Genomic DNA, 17,739 nt, shown 5'->3' with positions numbered 1-17,739 from the left:
GCAGCAGGACGCCGTGAGCACGACGCCATAGGCGGTACGAAGGCCCGCCCCTGGGAACAGGGGCGGGCCTTCGCGTTACGGGAGACGGCCGCACGCACGGCCGTACGACGAGGGCCCGCCCCCGGCAACCGGGAGCGGGCCCTCGTCCGCTGTGACTACTTCGACGCGAACTTCTTGCTCATCGCGCTGTACATGCTCTTGGCCTCCGGGCCGAGGTGCGGGCCCGCCAGCCAGCCGGCCGGACGCGGGCCGATCGAGGTGTTGGACACCAGCGTCGGCTTGCCGTCCGAGCCCTTGCCGAACCAGGGGCCACCGGAGGAACCGGCGGTCATCAGGCAGCCGATGCGGTACATGGTCGGCTTCTTGGCGTCCAGCGACAGACGGCCCGGCTTGTCGGTGCACTGCTGGAGCGTCGCGCCGTCGAACGGCGCCTCGGCCGGGTAGCCCTGGGCGGTGATGCTCGGGATGTCCGGGATCGCCGAAGCGTTGAAGTCCACCGAGTAGGCGCCGCCGGCGACCTCTTCGAGGGACTTGTTTCCCGCGCCCTTCTCCGGCGTCACGTGCATGATCGCGAAGTCGTACGGCGCCATCGGCACGCTGTTGCCCTGCGGACCGCCCTGGCTGATCCACTGGCTGGAGGTCGACGCGCCGTCGGCCCACCACACGCCCTTGGAGAACACCTGCTCACGCGTGGCGTTCTCCAGCTGGGCCGCGGACTTGCCGCTGTCGTTGAACGACGGGGCGAAGATCATGTTGCGGTACCAGCCACCGCTCCTGCCCGCGTGCACGCAGTGGCCCGCGGTCCAGACCAGGTTGGACTTGCCCGGGTGCGCCGGGTCCTTGACCACCGCGCCGGAGCAGACCGCGTGGCCCTCGGGCGTGTCGAAGAAGATCTTGCCGAGGCCGGGCGCGTTCTGGCCGAACGGCGGCTTGACCGCCTTGGCCTGCACCGCACGCGGCTCCGGGTCGGTCCGCCCCTGGTCACCGGAGATGTCCTTGGGCGTCGGCTCCTTCGGCGGCTTGGCCTTGCTCGCCCGGTCCGGGTCCCACAGGCCCTTGATGATCGGGTTGATGAACTCACTGGCCTCGCGGAGCCACTTGTCCTTGTCCCAGTTCTTCCACTCGCCGTTCTTCCACTTGTCCAGGTCGACGCCGTGTTCCTTCAGCTTGTCCTGGATGTCCTTGGGGATCGTGAAGCCACCCCCGCCCGCGCTGCCCTGCTCCGCGGACTGGCCGGGCTTCGCGTCCGCCTGATCGCTCTCGGGCCCGCAGCCGGTGGCGGTCAGCGCCACCACGGCGGTGAGAGCGGCCGCGGCCAGGACCGGCCGACGTATGGATCGCATGGGTGAACTCCCCCTGGTCTGTTCAGGCTTGCCGTTGTGAACTTGTCCGGCCCGGGCGGATGTATCGCGCCTCGGCCGGTCTTGCCGGTCATGCTCCGGCATGCTCCGGTCGTGCCTGGATCTGCTGTTTTGTCATGCACCGGAAAGCCGGGGCAGGTCCCCACTATGCCGGTGCCGTTGGGGACGGCGGCGGGCGGGTCCCTGGTTCCGGGAGTGGGGATCTTTACGGGAGAGGTGGGTGGGGCGTGGCCCGCCCTGGCCGGTGTCCGGTCTGCCCACCCCCGGCCGGCATCCGGTCCGCCCGCGGCAAGGATCTTCCGGCAGGCCGTGTTCTCCCGCCCGGTGCGTCGTTGACACGTACGGGGGACGGCTGAGCCGTGGCCGGTGGCAGGGGCAGCGGTCCGCCAGGAAGGCCCGGTCCGGCGGACCTGCCGACGACGGACCAGGCCCGGTGCGTGACGTGGCGGCCCAGCGGGGCCGTCGGTGCGCGGCGGGCCCGCTCGCAGTTCAACAGAAGAATCAGCCAGCAGGAGGACCGAACCGCCGTGGCCGTGACCCAGCCTCTGCCGATGTCACCCCCTCCCGCCCATGAGGGCATCCTGCGGCGGCAGTCGCTCCGCGAGTCCGCCGCCCGTACGTACGCGCGTTCGCTGCCCGTCGTCCCGGTGCGGGCGCGCGGGCTGACCATCGAGGGCGCCGACGGCCGCCGCTACCTGGACTGCCTCTCCGGGGCGGGCACCCTGGCGCTCGGGCACAACCACCCGGTCGTCCTGGAGGCGATCCGCTCCGTCCTCGACTCCGGCGCCCCGCTGCACGTCCTCGACCTGGCGACCCCGGTCAAGGACGCCTTCGTCACCGAACTGTTCGCCACCCTGCCTGCCGAACTGGCCGACCACGGCCGCATCCAGTTCTGCGGGCCGGCCGGCACGGACGCCGTCGAGGCCGCCTTCAAGCTGGTGCGCACCGCGACCGGCCGGGACGGGCTCGCCGCCTTCACCGGCGCGTACCACGGCATGACGGCGGGGGCGCTCGCGGCGTCCGGGGGCGCGCGGGACACCTCCGTGCTCCGCCTCCCGTATCCGTACGACTACCGCTGCCCCTTCGGTACGGGCGGCGAGCGCGGCGCCGAACTGGCGGCGCGCTGGACGGCGAACGTGCTCGACGACGAGAAGAGCGGCGTCGGCAGACCGGCCGGGATGATCCTGGAACCGGTCCAGGGGGAGGGCGGGGTGATCCCGGCGCCCGACGGCTGGCTGCGCCGGATGCGCGAGATCACGGCCGCGCGGGACATCCCGCTCATCGTGGACGAGGTACAGACCGGCGTCGGCCGCACCGGCGCCTTCTGGGCCGTCGGGCACAGCGGCGTGGTGCCCGACGTCCTCGTCCTGTCCAAGGCGATCGGCGGCAGCCTGCCGCTGGCCGTCATCGTCTACCGCGAGGAACTGGACGCCTGGCGCCCCGGCGCGCACGCCGGCACCTTCCGCGGCAACCAGCTCGCGATGGCGGCGGGCGCGGCCACCCTCGCCTACGTCCGGGAGAACGACCTCGCGCGGCGCGCCGCCGACCTGGGCGCCCGCATGCTGTCCCGGCTGGGCGGCCTCGCCGCGGAACACGGCTGCGTCGGTGACGTACGGGGCCGTGGCCTGATGCTCGGCCTGGAACTGGTCGACCCGGACGCCGCACCCGACCCGGCGGGCGCCCGGCCGGCCGCCCCCGCGCTGGCCGCGGCCGTCCAGCAGGAGTGTCTGGCCCGCGGCCTGATCGTCGAACTGGGCGGGCGGCATGGCGCGGTCGTCCGGCTGCTGCCCCCGCTCACCATCACCGACGAGCAGGCGGACGCGGTCCTCGACCGCCTCGCCGACGCGTTGACGACCGCGGCGCGCGCGGGGATGGAGAGGACGGATGGGGAGCCTGGGGTGCGTGTGTGGGCCGTGGCCCATGAGGCGGGTGGTGTACCGGGAGCGGACGTGGACGTGGACACGGATGCGGGCGCGAACTCGGCGTCTGCATCGGGTGATGCGGACGAAGCCGCGCCCGCGGCGGCTGTCGAGGATCTTTCGGTGCCAGGCCAGCGGGCCGCGCCGGGGGAGCGGGCGTGCGCGGGGGAGCCGGTGGTGGCAGGTGCGGAGGAGGCCGCGGACGGATCGTCCGCGGCAGGTGGGCAGGACGACTCGGTGCCTCGGCAGGACGACCCGGCGCCGCGGCAGGTGCCGACCCTCGGGGTGACGCCATGACCGGGGCTCTGTTCTGCTCCGGGGACGTGGGCGAGTGCGGTTCGTCGGGGGACCTCGGTCGTACGGAGGGCCACCGTGCGGTGGTTGCCGCTGGCCGTACGGTGGCCGACGCCGACCGTGCGAAGGACCGGCACGTTTCCGAAGCGCGCCCACCGGTCGGCCGCGACCGTACGGAGAGCCGCTGCCCATCGGCCCGCCCCGGACGTACTGGGAACCATCGCCCACCGCTCCGGCCCGGCCGCATGCGGGCCTTCTGTCTGCCGCTCCGGCCCGTGGCTCCCGGCCAACCCGTACGTCTCTGCCAACCCACGTCCCTCTGCCACTGCACCGCCCCCGCCTGCCCTACGACCCCCTCCCGCACCACGGCCCCCCGCCGTCCCCTCACCATCCAGACCGCGCCGACTCTGCGAGGCACACCCCGATGAACGAACGCCCCGGCCCCGACGGGACCCCGGCCGACGAGCGACGTCTGCCCCGTGAGCCCCTGGCCCGGCTGCGGGAGCCGGCCGTGCCGCGCCAGAACCGGCGTGCCGGTGCCCACGACAGTGCCGAGAACGGCGAGCACGGCGGCCATACCGGCTGCGCCGTACGGCTCGGGCACCACGAACGGCATGGTCACGAGGACTGCCACGGGCTCGGGACGACCCGGGTCGTCACCGTGTACTCCGATGACGAGGCCGATGACGGGTCCGACGACGGGATCGACGACGAAATCGATGACGGGATCGTCGATGAGGCCGACAATCGGGCCGACGACGAGACCGAGGCCGCGGCCGGACCTGCCGCCGGGCGGGAAACCGTCTCGCAGGGCCCTGCGCACGACCGGATGGAGCATGCGGATCCGGCCGTCGCCGCGGACGCCGCCGGTGCCGAGAGCCTGCTGCGCTGCTGGATCCGTGAGAGCGGCACGCCCCGCCCGGCCGGTGACCGGCTGCGCATCCCGCTCGACGCCAGCGCGGCGACCCTGCGCGTCCCCGTCCTGTACTGGTCGGACACCGGCTGGCACCGCTTCGGCGCCCCCGTTCTGGAAGGCACCCCCGCCGATGCCGCACCGCTGGACGCGGTGACTCTGGCCGCCTTGCTGCGCCGCGAGGCCGTACACGGCGGTGCGGGCGGGAACGCCGCCGGCGGAACCGGCGGTACGGACACCGACCCCACCGCCGCGCCGGACAGTGAGAGTGCCGACCTGGTCGGCCGCGTCGCCGACTCCGTACGGCACACCGCCGCCTTTCTCACGGACCGGCGCGCCACCCCGGCCGACGCCCCCGGCGGCTCCCGGTTCCTGGCCGCCGAACAGTCCCTGCTCTTCGGCCACCCCATGCACCCCACCCCCAAGAGCCGCGAGGGCCTGACCGAGGCCGAGACGCGCGCCTACTCGCCGGAGCTGCGCGGCGCGTTCCGCCTGCACTGGATGGCCGTCCACCCGGACGTGTTCACCACCGACTCTGCCTGGACCGAACGCGGCCGGACCGTCTCCGCCGAACGACTGGCCGTCCGGCTCGCCGAGGGCGCACCCCCGGCCCCTGCCGGCACCCTGCCGCTGCCGATGCACCCCTGGCAGGCCCACCAGCTGGACCACCGCCCGGACATCGCCACGCTGTACGCGTCGGGCCACCTCCGCGACCTGGGCCCCGGCGGCCCTGCCTGGCACCCGACCTCCTCCGTCCGCACCGTCTTCCGCCCCGGCTGCGACGCCATGCTCAAGCTCTCCCTGGGCCTGCGCATCACCAACTCCCGCCGCGACAACCTCCGCAAGGAACTGCGCCGCGGCGTCGAGGTGCACCGGCTGCTCCGCACCGGGCTCGCCGCGCAGTGGCGGGCCGCCTTCCCCGGCGCGCCGGGCTTCGACATCGTCCGCGACCCGGCGTGGTTCGGGGTCACCGGAGCCGACGGCGAGCCGGTGCACGGACTGGATGTGGTCATCCGGCACAACCCGTTCGCCGACTCCGACGACGCGGTCTGCATCGCCGCCCTCACCTCGCCGCGCCCCTGGCCCGGCCGCCCCGGTCTGCGTTCCCGCCTCGCCGACATCATCGGCAGGCTCACCGCGCGCACCGGCCGGCCCACGGGCGCCGTCGCCACCGAGTGGTTCCTGCGCTACCTCGAAGCCGTGGTCCGTCCCGTCCTTTGGCTCGACGGCACCGCCGGCGTGGCCCTCGAAGCCCACCAGCAGAACACGCTCGTCCTGCTGGACCGGAACGGCTGGCCCGCCGGCGGCCGCTACCGCGACAACCAGGGCTACTACTTCCGCGAGTCGCGCCGTACGGACCTGGAGCGGCGGCTGCCCGGCATCGGCGCCGCCAGCGACACCTTCGTCTCCGACGAGGTCACCGACGAACGCTTCGCCTACTACCTCGGCATCAACAACGTCCTCGGCCTCATCGGCGCCTTCGGCTCCCAGCGCCTGGCCGCCGAGAACGTGCTCCTCGCGGCCTTCCGGCGCTTCCTCACCGAGGCCGCAACCGGGCCCGCGGCGCACCGTTCACCCCTGCCCGGCCGGCTCCTGGAAGCCCGCACCCTGCGCTGCAAGGCCAACCTGCTGACCCGGCTGCGCGGCCTCGACGAACTCGTCGGCCCCGTCGACACCCAGTCCGTCTACGTCACCATCCCCAACCCCCTCCACTCGTGACCCCGCTACCGAACCGGTCCCGGTCCCGGCACTCGGCCTCCAGAAGCCCTGACCTGCCTACTCCCGCCTCCTGAAGCCCCGACCGCCTGCACCTGACCCCTGTCCCTGATCCCTGTCCCTGATCCCTCCGCCCCCTCCACGTCCCCTCCGCTTCCGATTCCCTGCCCGCCCGCCCCGTGACCTCGTGAGGAGGCCCGGAAAGGAGAGAGCGCCACCGTGCCCCCCACCGAATCCGGCATCGACCCGGGATCCGACGAGACCTTCGACCACCCCCTCGAAGCCCCTCCGGACGACGCGCTCGACGACACCCTCGACCTGCATCTGCCCCCCGACATCACCGCCCTGTTCAGCGACGCGCCGCTCTCCGCCGACCCGGCCGACGACCCGCGGAGCGGCCTCCTGCTCGACCACATCGCCGACTGGGGTCCGGCCGCGACCGACGTCGGCCCGTTCCAGCTCGTACCGGTACGCATCGAGCGCGACCTGCCGCTGATCTCCGCCTGGATGAACGACCCGGCCGTCGCGGCCTTCTGGGAACTGGCCGGGGCCGAGGAGATCACCGCCGCCCACCTGCGCGCCCAGCTCGACGGTGACGGACGCAGCGTGCCCTGCCTCGGCGTACTGGGCGGCGTCCCCATGAGCTACTGGGAGATCTACCGCGCCGACCTGGACCCGGTCGCCCGCTACTACCCGGCCCGGCCGCACGACACGGGACTGCACCTGCTGATCGGAGGCGTCGCCGACCGGGGCCGTGGCATCGGCACCGCGCTGCTGCGTGCCACCGCCGACCTCGTCCTGGATCACCGCCCGCAGTGCGGCCGGGTCATCGCCGAACCCGACCTGCGCAACATCCCGTCCGTCGCCGCCTTCCTCGGCGCCGGATTCCGCTACGCCGACGAGCTGGACCTGCCCGCCAAACGCGCCGCCCTCATGGTCCGCGACCGAGCCCACCGCCATCTCCTGTGAACACTTCCTTCCCCCGCGCCCGCCGCCGTCGCCCGCCCGTCGGCGGCTCCGGCCTGCCCGCCGCGCCCGGCGGCCCGACCGTCCCCTCTCGTCTCACCGGCATGTCCGTACGCCCCTCCCGCACTGTCCGTGTCTCCACACCTGTCCCCGTTCCCGAAGGCACTGTCCGTATAGCTCATGTCTCGTCCCCAGGAGTCCCGCCTTGCGTCCTTCCTCCGGACCTCTCCATAGCCCCGCCTCCGGCCCCGGCACCCCTGGCACGCCCGGCGCCGACGACCCCCACGACGGCAGCCCCGCACCGGGCAGCCCCACTCCGGGCCGTTCCGCTACCGGCGATGCCGTCCCCGGCACCTCCGGGCCCGGCGTCGGCGACAGCCCCGGGCCCGGCGTAACCGACAGCGCCACTCCGAGCGCCCACGGCCTCACCGCTCACGGCCTCCCCGTCACCGGCCACGCCTTCCCGGGCCCCGGCGCCCCCACCGCCGGCGCCCCGAGCGGCGGCCCCGCCCCCGGCGCCCCCGGCAGCGACCCCGCCGCCGGTCTCGGCGGGGCGAGCGACAGCAGCCGTGTCTGGCAGAGAACCGCTCGCCGGCTGCTGGCCAAGACGCTGGCGGAGTTCGCGTACGAGGGGATCATCACCCCCGAACCCGACCCCGGCGCTCCGGCCGTCCCCGGCCCTCGCGCCGCCCAGGACCTCGGCGACCACCACCACGACCACGGCCTCGGTGACCGCCATGGCCCCCACGCCGCTCAGGCCCCCGGCGCCCCCCACGGCTTCGACGACGGTCAGTTCCCCGGCGCCCGCCAGAGCCCCAGCGGCGACCACACCCCCGGCGGCAACCAACGCTCCAGCGACGACCCCGCCCCGCACGACGGCCGCAGCCCCGCCCCGAGCAACGGCCCCGGCCGCAACCAGTCCCGCCACCCGGCCGCGAGCCCCCGCTCCGGCTGTGAAGCCCCCACCCCCGGAGCCGAAGCCCCCGGAGATCCAGGCGCCCCGCACGCCCACACCGCGGACGGCTCCCGCGCCTATCGTCTGCCCCTGACCGAAGACGTCACCTATCGTTTCCGGGCCCGGCGCGGTGCGTACGGGCACTGGCGCGTCGATCCCGACTCCATCACCCCCACGGGCGACCCCCTTCACTTCCTCTTCCACGCCCACGCCACCGTCCTGGGCCTGTCCGGCGACACCACCGGCCACCTCATCCGCGAGCTGACCGCCACCCTCGCCGCCGACGCCCGCCTCGACACCACGGCCCTCAGCGCGGCACAGCTCGCCGACCTCGACTACGCCGCCCTGGAAGGCCACCAGACCGGCCACCCCTGGCTCGTCGCCAACAAGGGGAGGCTGGGTTTCTCCGCGACCGACGCCGCGGTCTGGTCACCCGAGGCCCGCATCCCACAGCGGCTGCCCTGGATCGCCGCACACCGCCGGCTGGCCGTCTACCGTGGCGTCCCCGCCCTGGCCACACCCGATCGTCTCTACGCCGATGAACTCACCCCCGAAATCCGCGCCGCCTTCGCCGAGACCCTCTCCGCGCAGGGGCTCGACCCCGCCGACTACCTCTACCTCCCCGTCCACCCCTGGCAGTGGGACGAGACCATCGCCCCCCTCTTCGCTCCCCAACTCGCCGACAAATCCATCGTCCCACTCACCACTGACAACGACCTGCGACTGCCCCAGCAGTCCATCCGCACCTTCCTCAACACCAGCCGCCCCAGGGCCCGCACGGTCAAGCTGCCGCTCTCGGTCCTCAACACCCTGGTCTGGCGCGGCCTGCCGACCGAACGCACCATCGCCGCCCCCGCCGTCACCGCCTGGGTCCACGGCCTGCGCGACGCCGACCCGTACCTGCGTGACGAGACCCGGGTGATCCTGCTCGGCGAGACCGCGTCCGTCACCGTCGAACACCCTCTGTACGACCGGCTGCCCGGCGTCCCGTACCAGTACAAGGAACTGCTGGGCTGTATCTGGCGCGAGCCGGTCAGCCGCCACCTGGACCCCGGGGAACGGGCCCGCACCCTGGCCGCGCTCCTGCAGACCGACCCGCACGGGCGGGCCTTGACGGCGGAGCTGGTGCACCGCTCCGGCCTGGCCCCCCGCGTCTGGCTGCGCCACCTCTTCGCCGCCCTGTTGCCGCCACTGCTGCACTTCCTCTACCAGTACGGCACGGTGTTCTCCCCGCACGGCGAGAACGCGATCGTCGTCTTCGACCAGCAGGACGTCCCCACCCGCCTCGCGGTCAAGGACTTCGTCGACGACGTCAACACCAGCGCCGAACCGCTGCCCGAGCACGCCACCATGCCCGCGGACGTCCGCGCGGTGCTGCTCACCGAACCGCCGGACTTCCTCACCCAGTTCATCCACTCCGGGCTCTTCGTCGGGGTCTTCCGCTACCTCGCCCCGCTGTGCGAGCAGCAACTCGCGGTCCCGGAGGCGGAGTTCTGGTCCCTCGTACGGGCGGAGATCCTGCGCCACCAGGGACGCTTCCCGCACCTGAAGAAACGCCACGAGACCTTCGACCTGCTCACCCCCCGCATTGCCCGGCTGTGCCTGAACCGCAACCGTCTCCACCTCGACGGATACCGCGACCGCGCGCAGCGTCCGCACGCCGCCGTGCACGGCACCGTACCCAACCCCCTCCACCACCCGTGACCGAGCAGATTGTCAGTGGGCCCGCGTAGGGTGGCACCGCTATGACGAAGCCCTCCCTCCCCGATCTGCTGCACGCCGCCGTCACCGCTGTCGGCGGCACCGAGCGCCCCGGCCAGATCGCCATGGCCGAAGCCGTCGCCGAAGCGGTCGACGACGGCTCCCACCTGCTCGTACAGGCCGGCACCGGCACCGGAAAGTCGCTCGGCTATCTGGTGCCGGCGCTGGCCCACGGTGATCGCGTGGTGGTGGCCACGGCCACCCTCGCGCTCCAGCGCCAGCTGGTCGAGCGCGACCTGCCGCGCACGGTCGACGCCCTGCACCCGCAGCTGCGCCGCCGTCCGCAGTTCGCCATGCTCAAGGGCCGCTCCAATTACGTCTGCCTGCACCGCCTGCACGAAGGCGTGCCGCAGGAAGAGGAAGAGGGCCTCTTCGACCCCTTCGAGCACGCGACACCGACCAGCAAGCTGGGCAAGGACCTGTTGCGGCTGCGCGACTGGGCGGACGAGACCGAGACCGGCGACCGCGACGATCTCACCCCCGGCGTCTCCGACCGCGCCTGGGGCCAGGTCTCGGTCTCCTCGCGGGAGTGCCTGGGCGCCTCGAAGTGCGCGTACGGCGCGGAGTGCTTCGCCGAGGCGGCCCGCGAGCGCGCCAAGCTCGCCGACGTGATCGTCACCAACCACGCCCTGCTGGCCATCGACGCCATCGAGGGCGCCCCGGTGCTGCCCCAGCATGACGTGCTGATCGTCGACGAGGCCCACGAGCTGGTCTCCCGTGTCACCGGCGTGGCCACCGGAGAACTCACCCCGGGCCAGGTCAACCGGGCCGTCAAGCGCGCCGCCAAGCTGGTCAACGAGAAGGCCGCGGACCAGCTCCAGACCGCCTCGGAGACCTTCGAGCGGCTGATGGAGCTGGCGCTGCCCGGCCGCCTCGAAGAGATCCCCGAGGATCTCGGCTACTGTCTGATGGCGTTGCGTGACGCCGCGCGTACGGTCATCTCGGCCCTCGGCACCACCCGCGACAAGTCCGTCCAGGACGAGGACGCCGTCCGCAAGCAGGCCCTCGCCTCCGTCGAGAACGTCCACGCGGTCGCCGAGCGCATCGCCAACGGCTCCGAGTACGACGTCGTCTGGTACGAGCGCCACGACCGCTTCGGCGCCTCCCTGCGCGTCGCGCCGCTGTCCGTCTCCGGGCTGCTGCGCGAGAAGCTCTTCGCGGACCGCTCCGTCGTCCTCACGTCCGCCACCCTCAAGCTGGGCGGGGACTTCAACGGCGTCGGCGCCTCCCTCGGCCTCGCCCCGGAGGGCACCGAGGGCGAGGACGTCCCGCGGTGGAAGGGCCTGGACGTCGGCTCCCCGTTCGACTACAGCAAGCAGGGCATCCTGTACGTCGCCAAGCACCTGGCCCAGCCGGGCCGCGAGGGCAGCCGTACGGACATGCTCGACGAGCTGGCGGAGCTGATCGAGGCCGCGGGCGGCCGTACGCTCGGCCTGTTCTCCTCCATGCGCGCCGCCCAGGCCGCCGCCGAGAACCTCCGCGGCCGCCTCGACATGCCGATCCTCCTCCAGGGCGAGGAGACCCTCGGCGAGCTGATCCGCACCTTCGCGGCGGACGCCCGTACGTGCTTGTTCGGGACGCTCTCGCTGTGGCAGGGCGTCGATGTGCCGGGCCCGAACTGCCAGCTGGTGGTCATGGACCGGGTGCCTTTCCCGCGGCCCGACGACCCCCTGATGAGCGCCCGCCAGAAGGCCGTGGAGGAAGCCGGCGGCAACGGCTTCATGGCGGTCGCGGCGACCCACGCCGCCCTCCTGATGGCCCAGGGCGCGGGCCGTCTCGTACGGGCCACGGGCGACCGCGGCGTCGTCGCCGTCCTGGACCCGCGCGTGGAGCGCGCCCGCTACGGCTCCTTCCTGCGCAAATCCATGCCCGAATTCTGGTACACGACCGACCGCAACCAGGTCCGCCGCTCTTTGGCGGCCATCGACGCGGCGGCCAAGGCGGCGGAAGGGGCAGAGGGCGCGTAGACCCCTCAGGGCCGTGTCGGGGGTCGTAACGGTGCCGCGGGCCGACCCCGCGCTTACCCGACGCCCCGCACCCCGTAAGAGCCCCGTAGCGACCCCACCATCCGTCGAGCAGCCCCCACGGAGATCGACCACGTCCGCGAGAGCGGCGTCGGCGCAGGGCAGAACCGAGCCCCGGGACCGGCGCAGTGGTCCCGGGGCTCGGTCGAGGGGTGGGTCAGACGCGCCGCAGCACCGCCACCACCTTGCCGAGGATCGTGGCCTCGTCACCGGGGATGGGCTGGTACGCGGAGTTGTGCGGCAGCAGCCACACATGGCCGTCCTCGCGCTTGAAGCGCTTGACCGTCGCCTCGCCGTCGAGCATGGCGGCGACGATGTCGCCGTTCTCCGCGACCGGCTGGCGACGCACGGTGACCCAGTCGCCGTCGCAGATGGCGGCCTCCACCATGGAGTCGCCGACGACCTTCAGCACGAACAGCTCACCGTCGCCGACCAGCTGCCGGGGCAGCGGGAAGACGTCCTCGACCGACTCCTCGGCGAGGATGGGGCCGCCGGCGGCGATCCGGCCGACGAGCGGGACGTACGACGCCGCGGGCTTGCCCGTCGTGTCGGTCGGCGCACTGCTGGGCTGGTCGGAGCCGCGGACCTCGTACGCCCGGGGGCGGTGCGGGTCGCGGCGCAGGAAACCCTTGCGCTCCAGAGCCATGAGCTGGTGGGCGACGGACGAGGTGCTGGACAGCCCGACCGCCTGGCCGATCTCGCGCATGGACGGCGGATAGCCGCGGCGCTGGACGGAATCCCGGATGACCTCGATGACCCTGCGCTGTCGGTCGGTGAGTCCCGAACTGTCGGCGCGGATGCCTGGAGGACGGCCGGGCAGTGAGCGGGCCGGCTTCTGCCCCTCGGGTGTCATTGCGTCGTCCATCGGCGGTTTCCGGGTCTGCTCGAATCGGCTCTGGGAGTGGCTCTGGGCGGTGATGGTGGCGCTGTCTGCGGTGGTGGTCACGTCGGCCCCTCTCGGAATGTGCTCCCTAGTTAGCCAACGGTAGTTGCTTTCGAAAGGTTGCGCCAAACACACGTTCGAGTGAAAATTTCCGGATTAGCTGACCTGATCACGGGCTTAGGTGTATAGCCGAAAGGCAATTCGGGTCATTGCGGTACTCTTCGCCCCGAGCTCGTGGCCGGGTGCGCGTACCGGCCCGCGAGGTGCGGGCGGGCGCCGCGACCTGCCGGATTCTGTCATCCCCGCCCCGCCGGAGCCGCCCCCGGGTCCCGTCCCGTACTCTCGTCGACGGCCCTCCGAGCGGCCGGCGAGGCTCCGCCCCCCTGCGACACGCCTGGGGCGTCGATGACCTCCGGACACCACATCTAGTGCTTTGATGACTACAACCGCCTACAAGTTGTGGTGCCGGTGTCTTACGGGGCTCCCGGGATCGCCTATGCTTGGGGCTGCTCCGAGGGGCCCGTGAGGGCCACCGGAGGCCATCAGCCGTACGCCGGAACCATGGGCGTGCGACCGTAATTTTTCGAGGGTGAGGAGGGTGAGATCATGCATTGCCCCTTCTGCAGGCACCCCGACAGCCGGGTGGTCGACAGCCGTACCACCGATGACGGCACCTCGATCCGCCGGCGCCGCCAGTGCCCGGACTGCTCCCGCCGCTTCACGACCATCGAGACCGCGTCACTGATGGTGATCAAGCGGAGCGGGGTCACCGAACCCTTCAGCCGTAACAAGGTCATCGCCGGCGTGCGCAAGGCGTGCCAGGGCCGGCCGGTCACCGAGGACGCTCTCGCCAAGCTGGGACAGCGGGTCGAGGAAGCGGTGCGCGCCACCGGCAGCGCCGAGCTGTCCACCCACGACGTCGGGCTGGCCATACTGGGCCCGCTGCAGGAACTGGACCTCGTCGCGTACCTGCGGTTCGCGAGCGTCTACCGGGCCTTCGACTCGCTGGAGGACTTCGAGGCGGCCATCGCCGAGCTGCGGGAGCAGCGCGAGCAGGAGCCGCCCGCGCGGGAGTGCGGATGCGAGGGGAGCGCCGGACAGCCGGCGGTCCCGGTGCCCGCCACCGCCGCCGACTGAGATCGGCGCACCACAGACCTGACCGGGGCATGTGCAGGCGCCCCGGTTCCAGACAGACACACACCGTGCCACGGGAAGAAGTGCGCACATATGGGCGTTTTGCCCGTACAGGGAGGCGGAATGACAGAGACGACGAGCGGCCCGGCACGAGGCTCCCGCGCCAAGGGCAGCAAGGCGAGCAAGGGGCTGCGCATCGAGCGCATCCACACCACCCCCGGCGTACACCCGTATGACGAGGTGACGTGGGAGCGCCGTGACGTCGTCATGACCAACTGGCGCGACGGCTCGGTCAACTTCGAGCAGCGTGGCGTCGAGTTCCCCGAGTTCTGGTCGGTGAACGCGGTCAACATCGTCACGAGCAAGTACTTCCGCGGCGCGGTGGGCTCCGACACCCGGGAGTCGAGCCTCAAGCAGCTCATCGACCGGGTCGTCAAGACGTACACGAAGGCCGGCGAGGACAACGGCTACTTCGCCTCCCCGGCGGACGCCGAGATCTTCGAGCACGAGCTGGCGTACGCCCTGCTCCACCAGGTCTTCAGCTTCAACTCCCCGGTGTGGTTCAACGTCGGCACGAAGCAGCCGCAGCAGGTCAGCGCGTGCTTCATCCTCTCCGTCGACGACTCCATGGACTCGATCCTGGACTGGTACAAGGAAGAGGGGATGATCTTCAAGGGCGGCTCCGGCGCCGGCCTGAACCTCTCCCGCATCCGCTCCTCCAAGGAACTGCTGTCCTCCGGCGGCAACGCCTCGGGACCGGTCTCCTTCATGCGCGGCGCCGACGCGTCCGCCGGAACGATCAAGTCGGGCGGTGCCACCCGCCGCGCCGCCAAGATGGTCGTCCTGGACGTGGACCACCCGGACGTCGAGGCCTTCATCGACACCAAGGTGAAGGAGGAGGAGAAGGTCCGCGCGCTGCGCGACGCGGGCTTCGACATGGACCTGGGCGGCGACGACATCACGTCCGTCCAGTACCAGAACGCGAACAACTCGGTCCGCGTCAACGACGAGTTCATGAAGGCCGTCGAGAGCGGCTCGAAGTTCGGTCTGCGCGGCCGGCTGAACGGCGAGGTCATCGAGGAGGTCGACGCCAAGGCGCTGTTCCGCAAGATGGCGGAGGCCGCCTGGGCGTGCGCCGACCCCGGCATCCAGTACGACGACACCATCAACCACTGGCACACCTCGCCGGAGTCGGGCCGGATCACCGCCTCGAACCCGTGCAGCGAGTACATGCACCTGGACAACTCCTCGTGCAACCTGGCCTCGCTGAACCTGATGAAGTTCCTGCGCGACGACGACAAGGGCAACCAGTCGTTCGACGCCGAGCGCTTCGCGAAGGTCGTCGAGCTGGTCATCACCGCGATGGACATCTCCATCTGCTTCGCCGACTTCCCCACCGAGAAGATCGGCGAGACCACCCGCGCCTTCCGCCAGCTGGGCATCGGCTACGCCAACCTCGGCGCCCTGCTGATGGCCACCGGCCACGCGTACGACTCGGACGGCGGCCGCGCCCTCGCCGGTGCCATCACCTCCCTGATGACCGGCACCTCCTACAAGCGCTCCGCCGAGCTGGCCGCGGTCGTCGGCCCGTACGACGGTTACGCCCGCAACGCCGACGCCCACAAGCGCGTCATGAAGCAGCACGCGGACGCCAACGGTGCCGCCAAGCGCATGGACGACCTGGACACCCCGGTCTGGGCCGCGGCCACCGAGGCGTGGCAGGACGTCATCCGCCTCGGCGACAAGAACGGCTTCCGCAACGCGCAGGCCTCCGTGCTGGCCCCCACCGGCACCATCGGCCTGATGATGGACTGCGACACCACGGGCGTCGAGCCGGACCTGGCCCTGGTCAAGTTCAAGAAGCTGGTCGGCGGCGGCTCCATGCAGATCGTGAACAACACGGTCCCCAAGGCGCTCAAGCGGCTCGGCTACCAGCCGGAGCAGGTCGAGGCGATCGTCGCGCACATCGCCGAGCACGGCAACGTGATCGACGCCCCCGGTCTGGACCCGGCCCACTACGAGGTCTTCGACTGCGCGATGGGCGAGCGCTCCATCTCGGCCATGGGCCACGTACGGATGATGGCGGCGGCCCAGCCGTTCCTGTCCGGCGCGATCTCCAAGACCGTCAACCTGCCCGAGTCGGCCACCGTCGAGGAGGTCGAGGAGGTCTACTTCGAGGGCTGGAAGCTCGGCCTGAAGGCGCTGGCGATCTACCGCGACAACTGCAAGGTCGGCCAGCCGCTCTCCGCCAAGAAGAAGGAGGAGAAGAAGGCCGAGGAGAAGCCGGCCGAGAAGGTCGTCGAGTACCGTCCGGTCCGCAAGCGTCTGCCCAAGGGCCGTCCCGGCATCACCACCTCCTTCACGGTCGGCGGCGCCGAGGGCTACATGACCGCCAACTCCTACCCGGACGACGGTCTGGGCGAGGTCTTCCTGAAGATGTCCAAGCAGGGTTCGACCCTCGCGGGCATGATGGACGCCTTCTCCATCGCCGTCTCGGTGGGTCTCCAGTACGGCGTGCCCCTGGAGACGTACGTCTCGAAGTTCACCAACATGCGCTTCGAGCCGGCCGGCATGACGGACGACCCGGACGTGCGGATGGCGCAGTCGATCGTCGACTACATCTTCCGCCGCCTCGCGCTGGACTTCCTGCCGTTCGAGACCCGCTCCGCGCTGGGCATCCACTCCGTCGAGGAGCGCCAGCGCCACCTGGAGACCGGTTCGTACGAGCCGACCGACGAGGAGCTGGACGTCGAGGGCCTGGCCCAGTCGGCGCCCCGCCTGGAGTCGGCGAAGGAGCCCGCCTCGACGAAGGAGATCGTCGAGGAGACCGCGGCCCCGGCCCCCAAGCAGGCCCACACCAACGCGGAACTGGTGGAAATGCAGCTCGGCATCAACGCCGACGCTCCGCTGTGCTTCTCCTGCGGCACCAAGATGCAGCGTGCGGGCAGCTGCTACCTGTGCGAGGGCTGCGGTTCCACGAGCGGTTGCAGCTGATTCCAGGCGCCGGTGAGGCGTGAAGTGAACAGCTGAAAGGAGGCGGAGTCGGCATATCGGCTCCGCCTCCTTCGTATGGGGAGGAAAGGGCAAATCGCGCGCCGGGATTCTTCGGCCTTGCCCGCTCCTGTTGTTCCCTTCTTCTCTTAGCTGCCCATTCCGCTGCCCATGACGGTCACGAAGGTTTCCGGGTCGGTGTCAAAACCCCGTACGTCAGGGCGGAACCGCCATTGCCCCGACGCGTCCCGGCGGAATTCCGCTATCACCGCCGCGGTCGCACCGGCGACCGCCGAGAAGTCGTCCGCCGACAATTCGTCGTAGCCCTCGTTGATGCGGACGGCGGTGTTGCTGATGTCGCCGAAGGTCGTGCGCCCGCCGCGCTGCTGAATGGCCACACCGACGACGACCCGGCCGTACCGGTCGGCCAGCCGGTTCAGCTCCAGGACCATCGCCTCGTCGGTGCCGAACCCGAGGCCGGTCCGGCTGTCCCTGCTCAGGGTGATGGTGCCGTCGGGTGAGCGGCTGTCGAAATGCACCAGGTAGTCCGGTGTGCCGTGCAGATCGTCCGTGACGTAGGTCGCGGCGATGATGTCCAGGTCATGGGCCGGAGTGCCCGCGGGGCTGGGGTCCCACTTGAGGGTCACTTCGGCTTTGCCGATCCCTTTGTTGAGGCTGCTCACAGAGATCCCTTCCGGTGTTGCAACTCACGGGCTGTGCAAGGCGGTCCACCATCGTTTCACGCTCCGCAAGCCCTGCCCCGGGGGTCGGGGCGACGCCGTCCCGGTCGGCAGGACTGGTACGCGTACTGCCTCTCCGACG

9 protein-coding genes and 1 pseudogene are annotated in these 17,739 nt (G+C 71.7%); 7 read left to right on the top strand and 3 right to left on the bottom strand.

The window, feature by feature from the left end; genetic code table 11:
• Positions 1–155: 155 nt before the first annotated feature.
• On the bottom strand, positions 156–1,343 hold the full coding sequence (locus ACH4FX_RS21415) for a trypsin-like serine peptidase (RefSeq protein ID WP_398481163.1): 1,188 nt from the start codon (positions 1,341–1,343) through the stop codon (positions 156–158).
• 545 nt (positions 1,344–1,888) lie between these two features.
• Here ACH4FX_RS21415 and ACH4FX_RS21410 point away from each other — a divergent pair.
• From ACH4FX_RS21410 to ACH4FX_RS21390, 5 genes and pseudogenes are all read left to right on the top strand, one after another.
• Positions 1,889–3,256 (top strand): annotated as a pseudogene (locus tag ACH4FX_RS21410) (diaminobutyrate--2-oxoglutarate transaminase family protein); the annotation flags it as partial.
• Positions 3,257–3,998: 742 nt separating this feature from the next.
• Complete coding sequence (locus ACH4FX_RS21405) at positions 3,999–6,206, top strand: IucA/IucC family protein (RefSeq protein ID WP_398481161.1); 2,208 nt, start codon at positions 3,999–4,001, stop codon at positions 6,204–6,206.
• A 216-nt stretch (positions 6,207–6,422) separates the two neighbouring features.
• Positions 6,423–7,172, top strand: a complete 750-nt coding sequence (locus ACH4FX_RS21400) for a GNAT family N-acetyltransferase (RefSeq protein WP_398481159.1) — start codon at positions 6,423–6,425, stop codon at positions 7,170–7,172.
• A gap of 592 nt (positions 7,173–7,764) precedes the next feature.
• Positions 7,765–9,828 (top strand): IucA/IucC family protein, encoded by a 2,064-nt coding sequence (locus ACH4FX_RS21395; RefSeq protein ID WP_398481265.1) that lies wholly within the window; start codon positions 7,765–7,767, stop codon positions 9,826–9,828.
• Between the two features lie 41 nt (positions 9,829–9,869).
• Positions 9,870–11,852 carry an ATP-dependent DNA helicase gene (locus ACH4FX_RS21390; RefSeq protein WP_398481157.1) on the top strand — a complete coding sequence of 661 codons (1,983 nt, stop codon included), beginning with the start codon at positions 9,870–9,872 and terminating at the stop codon, positions 11,850–11,852.
• 214 nt (positions 11,853–12,066) lie between these two features.
• On the opposite strand, the gene lexA is transcribed toward ACH4FX_RS21390, so the two are convergent.
• Positions 12,067–12,855, bottom strand: coding sequence for a transcriptional repressor LexA (lexA, locus tag ACH4FX_RS21385; RefSeq protein WP_398481155.1), 789 nt, complete (start codon positions 12,853–12,855; stop codon positions 12,067–12,069).
• A 543-nt stretch (positions 12,856–13,398) separates the two neighbouring features.
• Between lexA and nrdR the strand changes: the two genes are divergently transcribed.
• On the top strand, positions 13,399–13,929 hold the full coding sequence (gene nrdR / locus ACH4FX_RS21380; RefSeq protein ID WP_398481153.1) for a transcriptional regulator NrdR: 531 nt from the start codon (positions 13,399–13,401) through the stop codon (positions 13,927–13,929).
• A gap of 120 nt (positions 13,930–14,049) precedes the next feature.
• A complete protein-coding gene (locus ACH4FX_RS21375) occupies positions 14,050–16,920 on the top strand; it encodes a vitamin B12-dependent ribonucleotide reductase (RefSeq protein ID WP_398481151.1) in 2,871 nt (956 codons plus the stop codon).
• A 146-nt stretch (positions 16,921–17,066) separates the two neighbouring features.
• Here ACH4FX_RS21375 and ACH4FX_RS21370 read toward each other — a convergent pair whose 3' ends face one another.
• Positions 17,067–17,600: a TerD family protein gene (locus ACH4FX_RS21370; protein WP_398481149.1), complete on the bottom strand. Its 534-nt coding sequence runs from the start codon at positions 17,598–17,600 to the stop codon at positions 17,067–17,069.
• Positions 17,601–17,739 lie beyond the last annotated feature (139 nt).

The organism is Streptomyces sp. NPDC018019 (genome assembly GCF_044327805.1).
In the GTDB taxonomy this organism is placed as follows: domain Bacteria; phylum Actinomycetota; class Actinomycetes; order Streptomycetales; family Streptomycetaceae; genus Streptomyces.
Note: the sequence above shows the minus strand (reverse complement) of the source record. Positions and strands in the feature narration are given on the sequence as shown.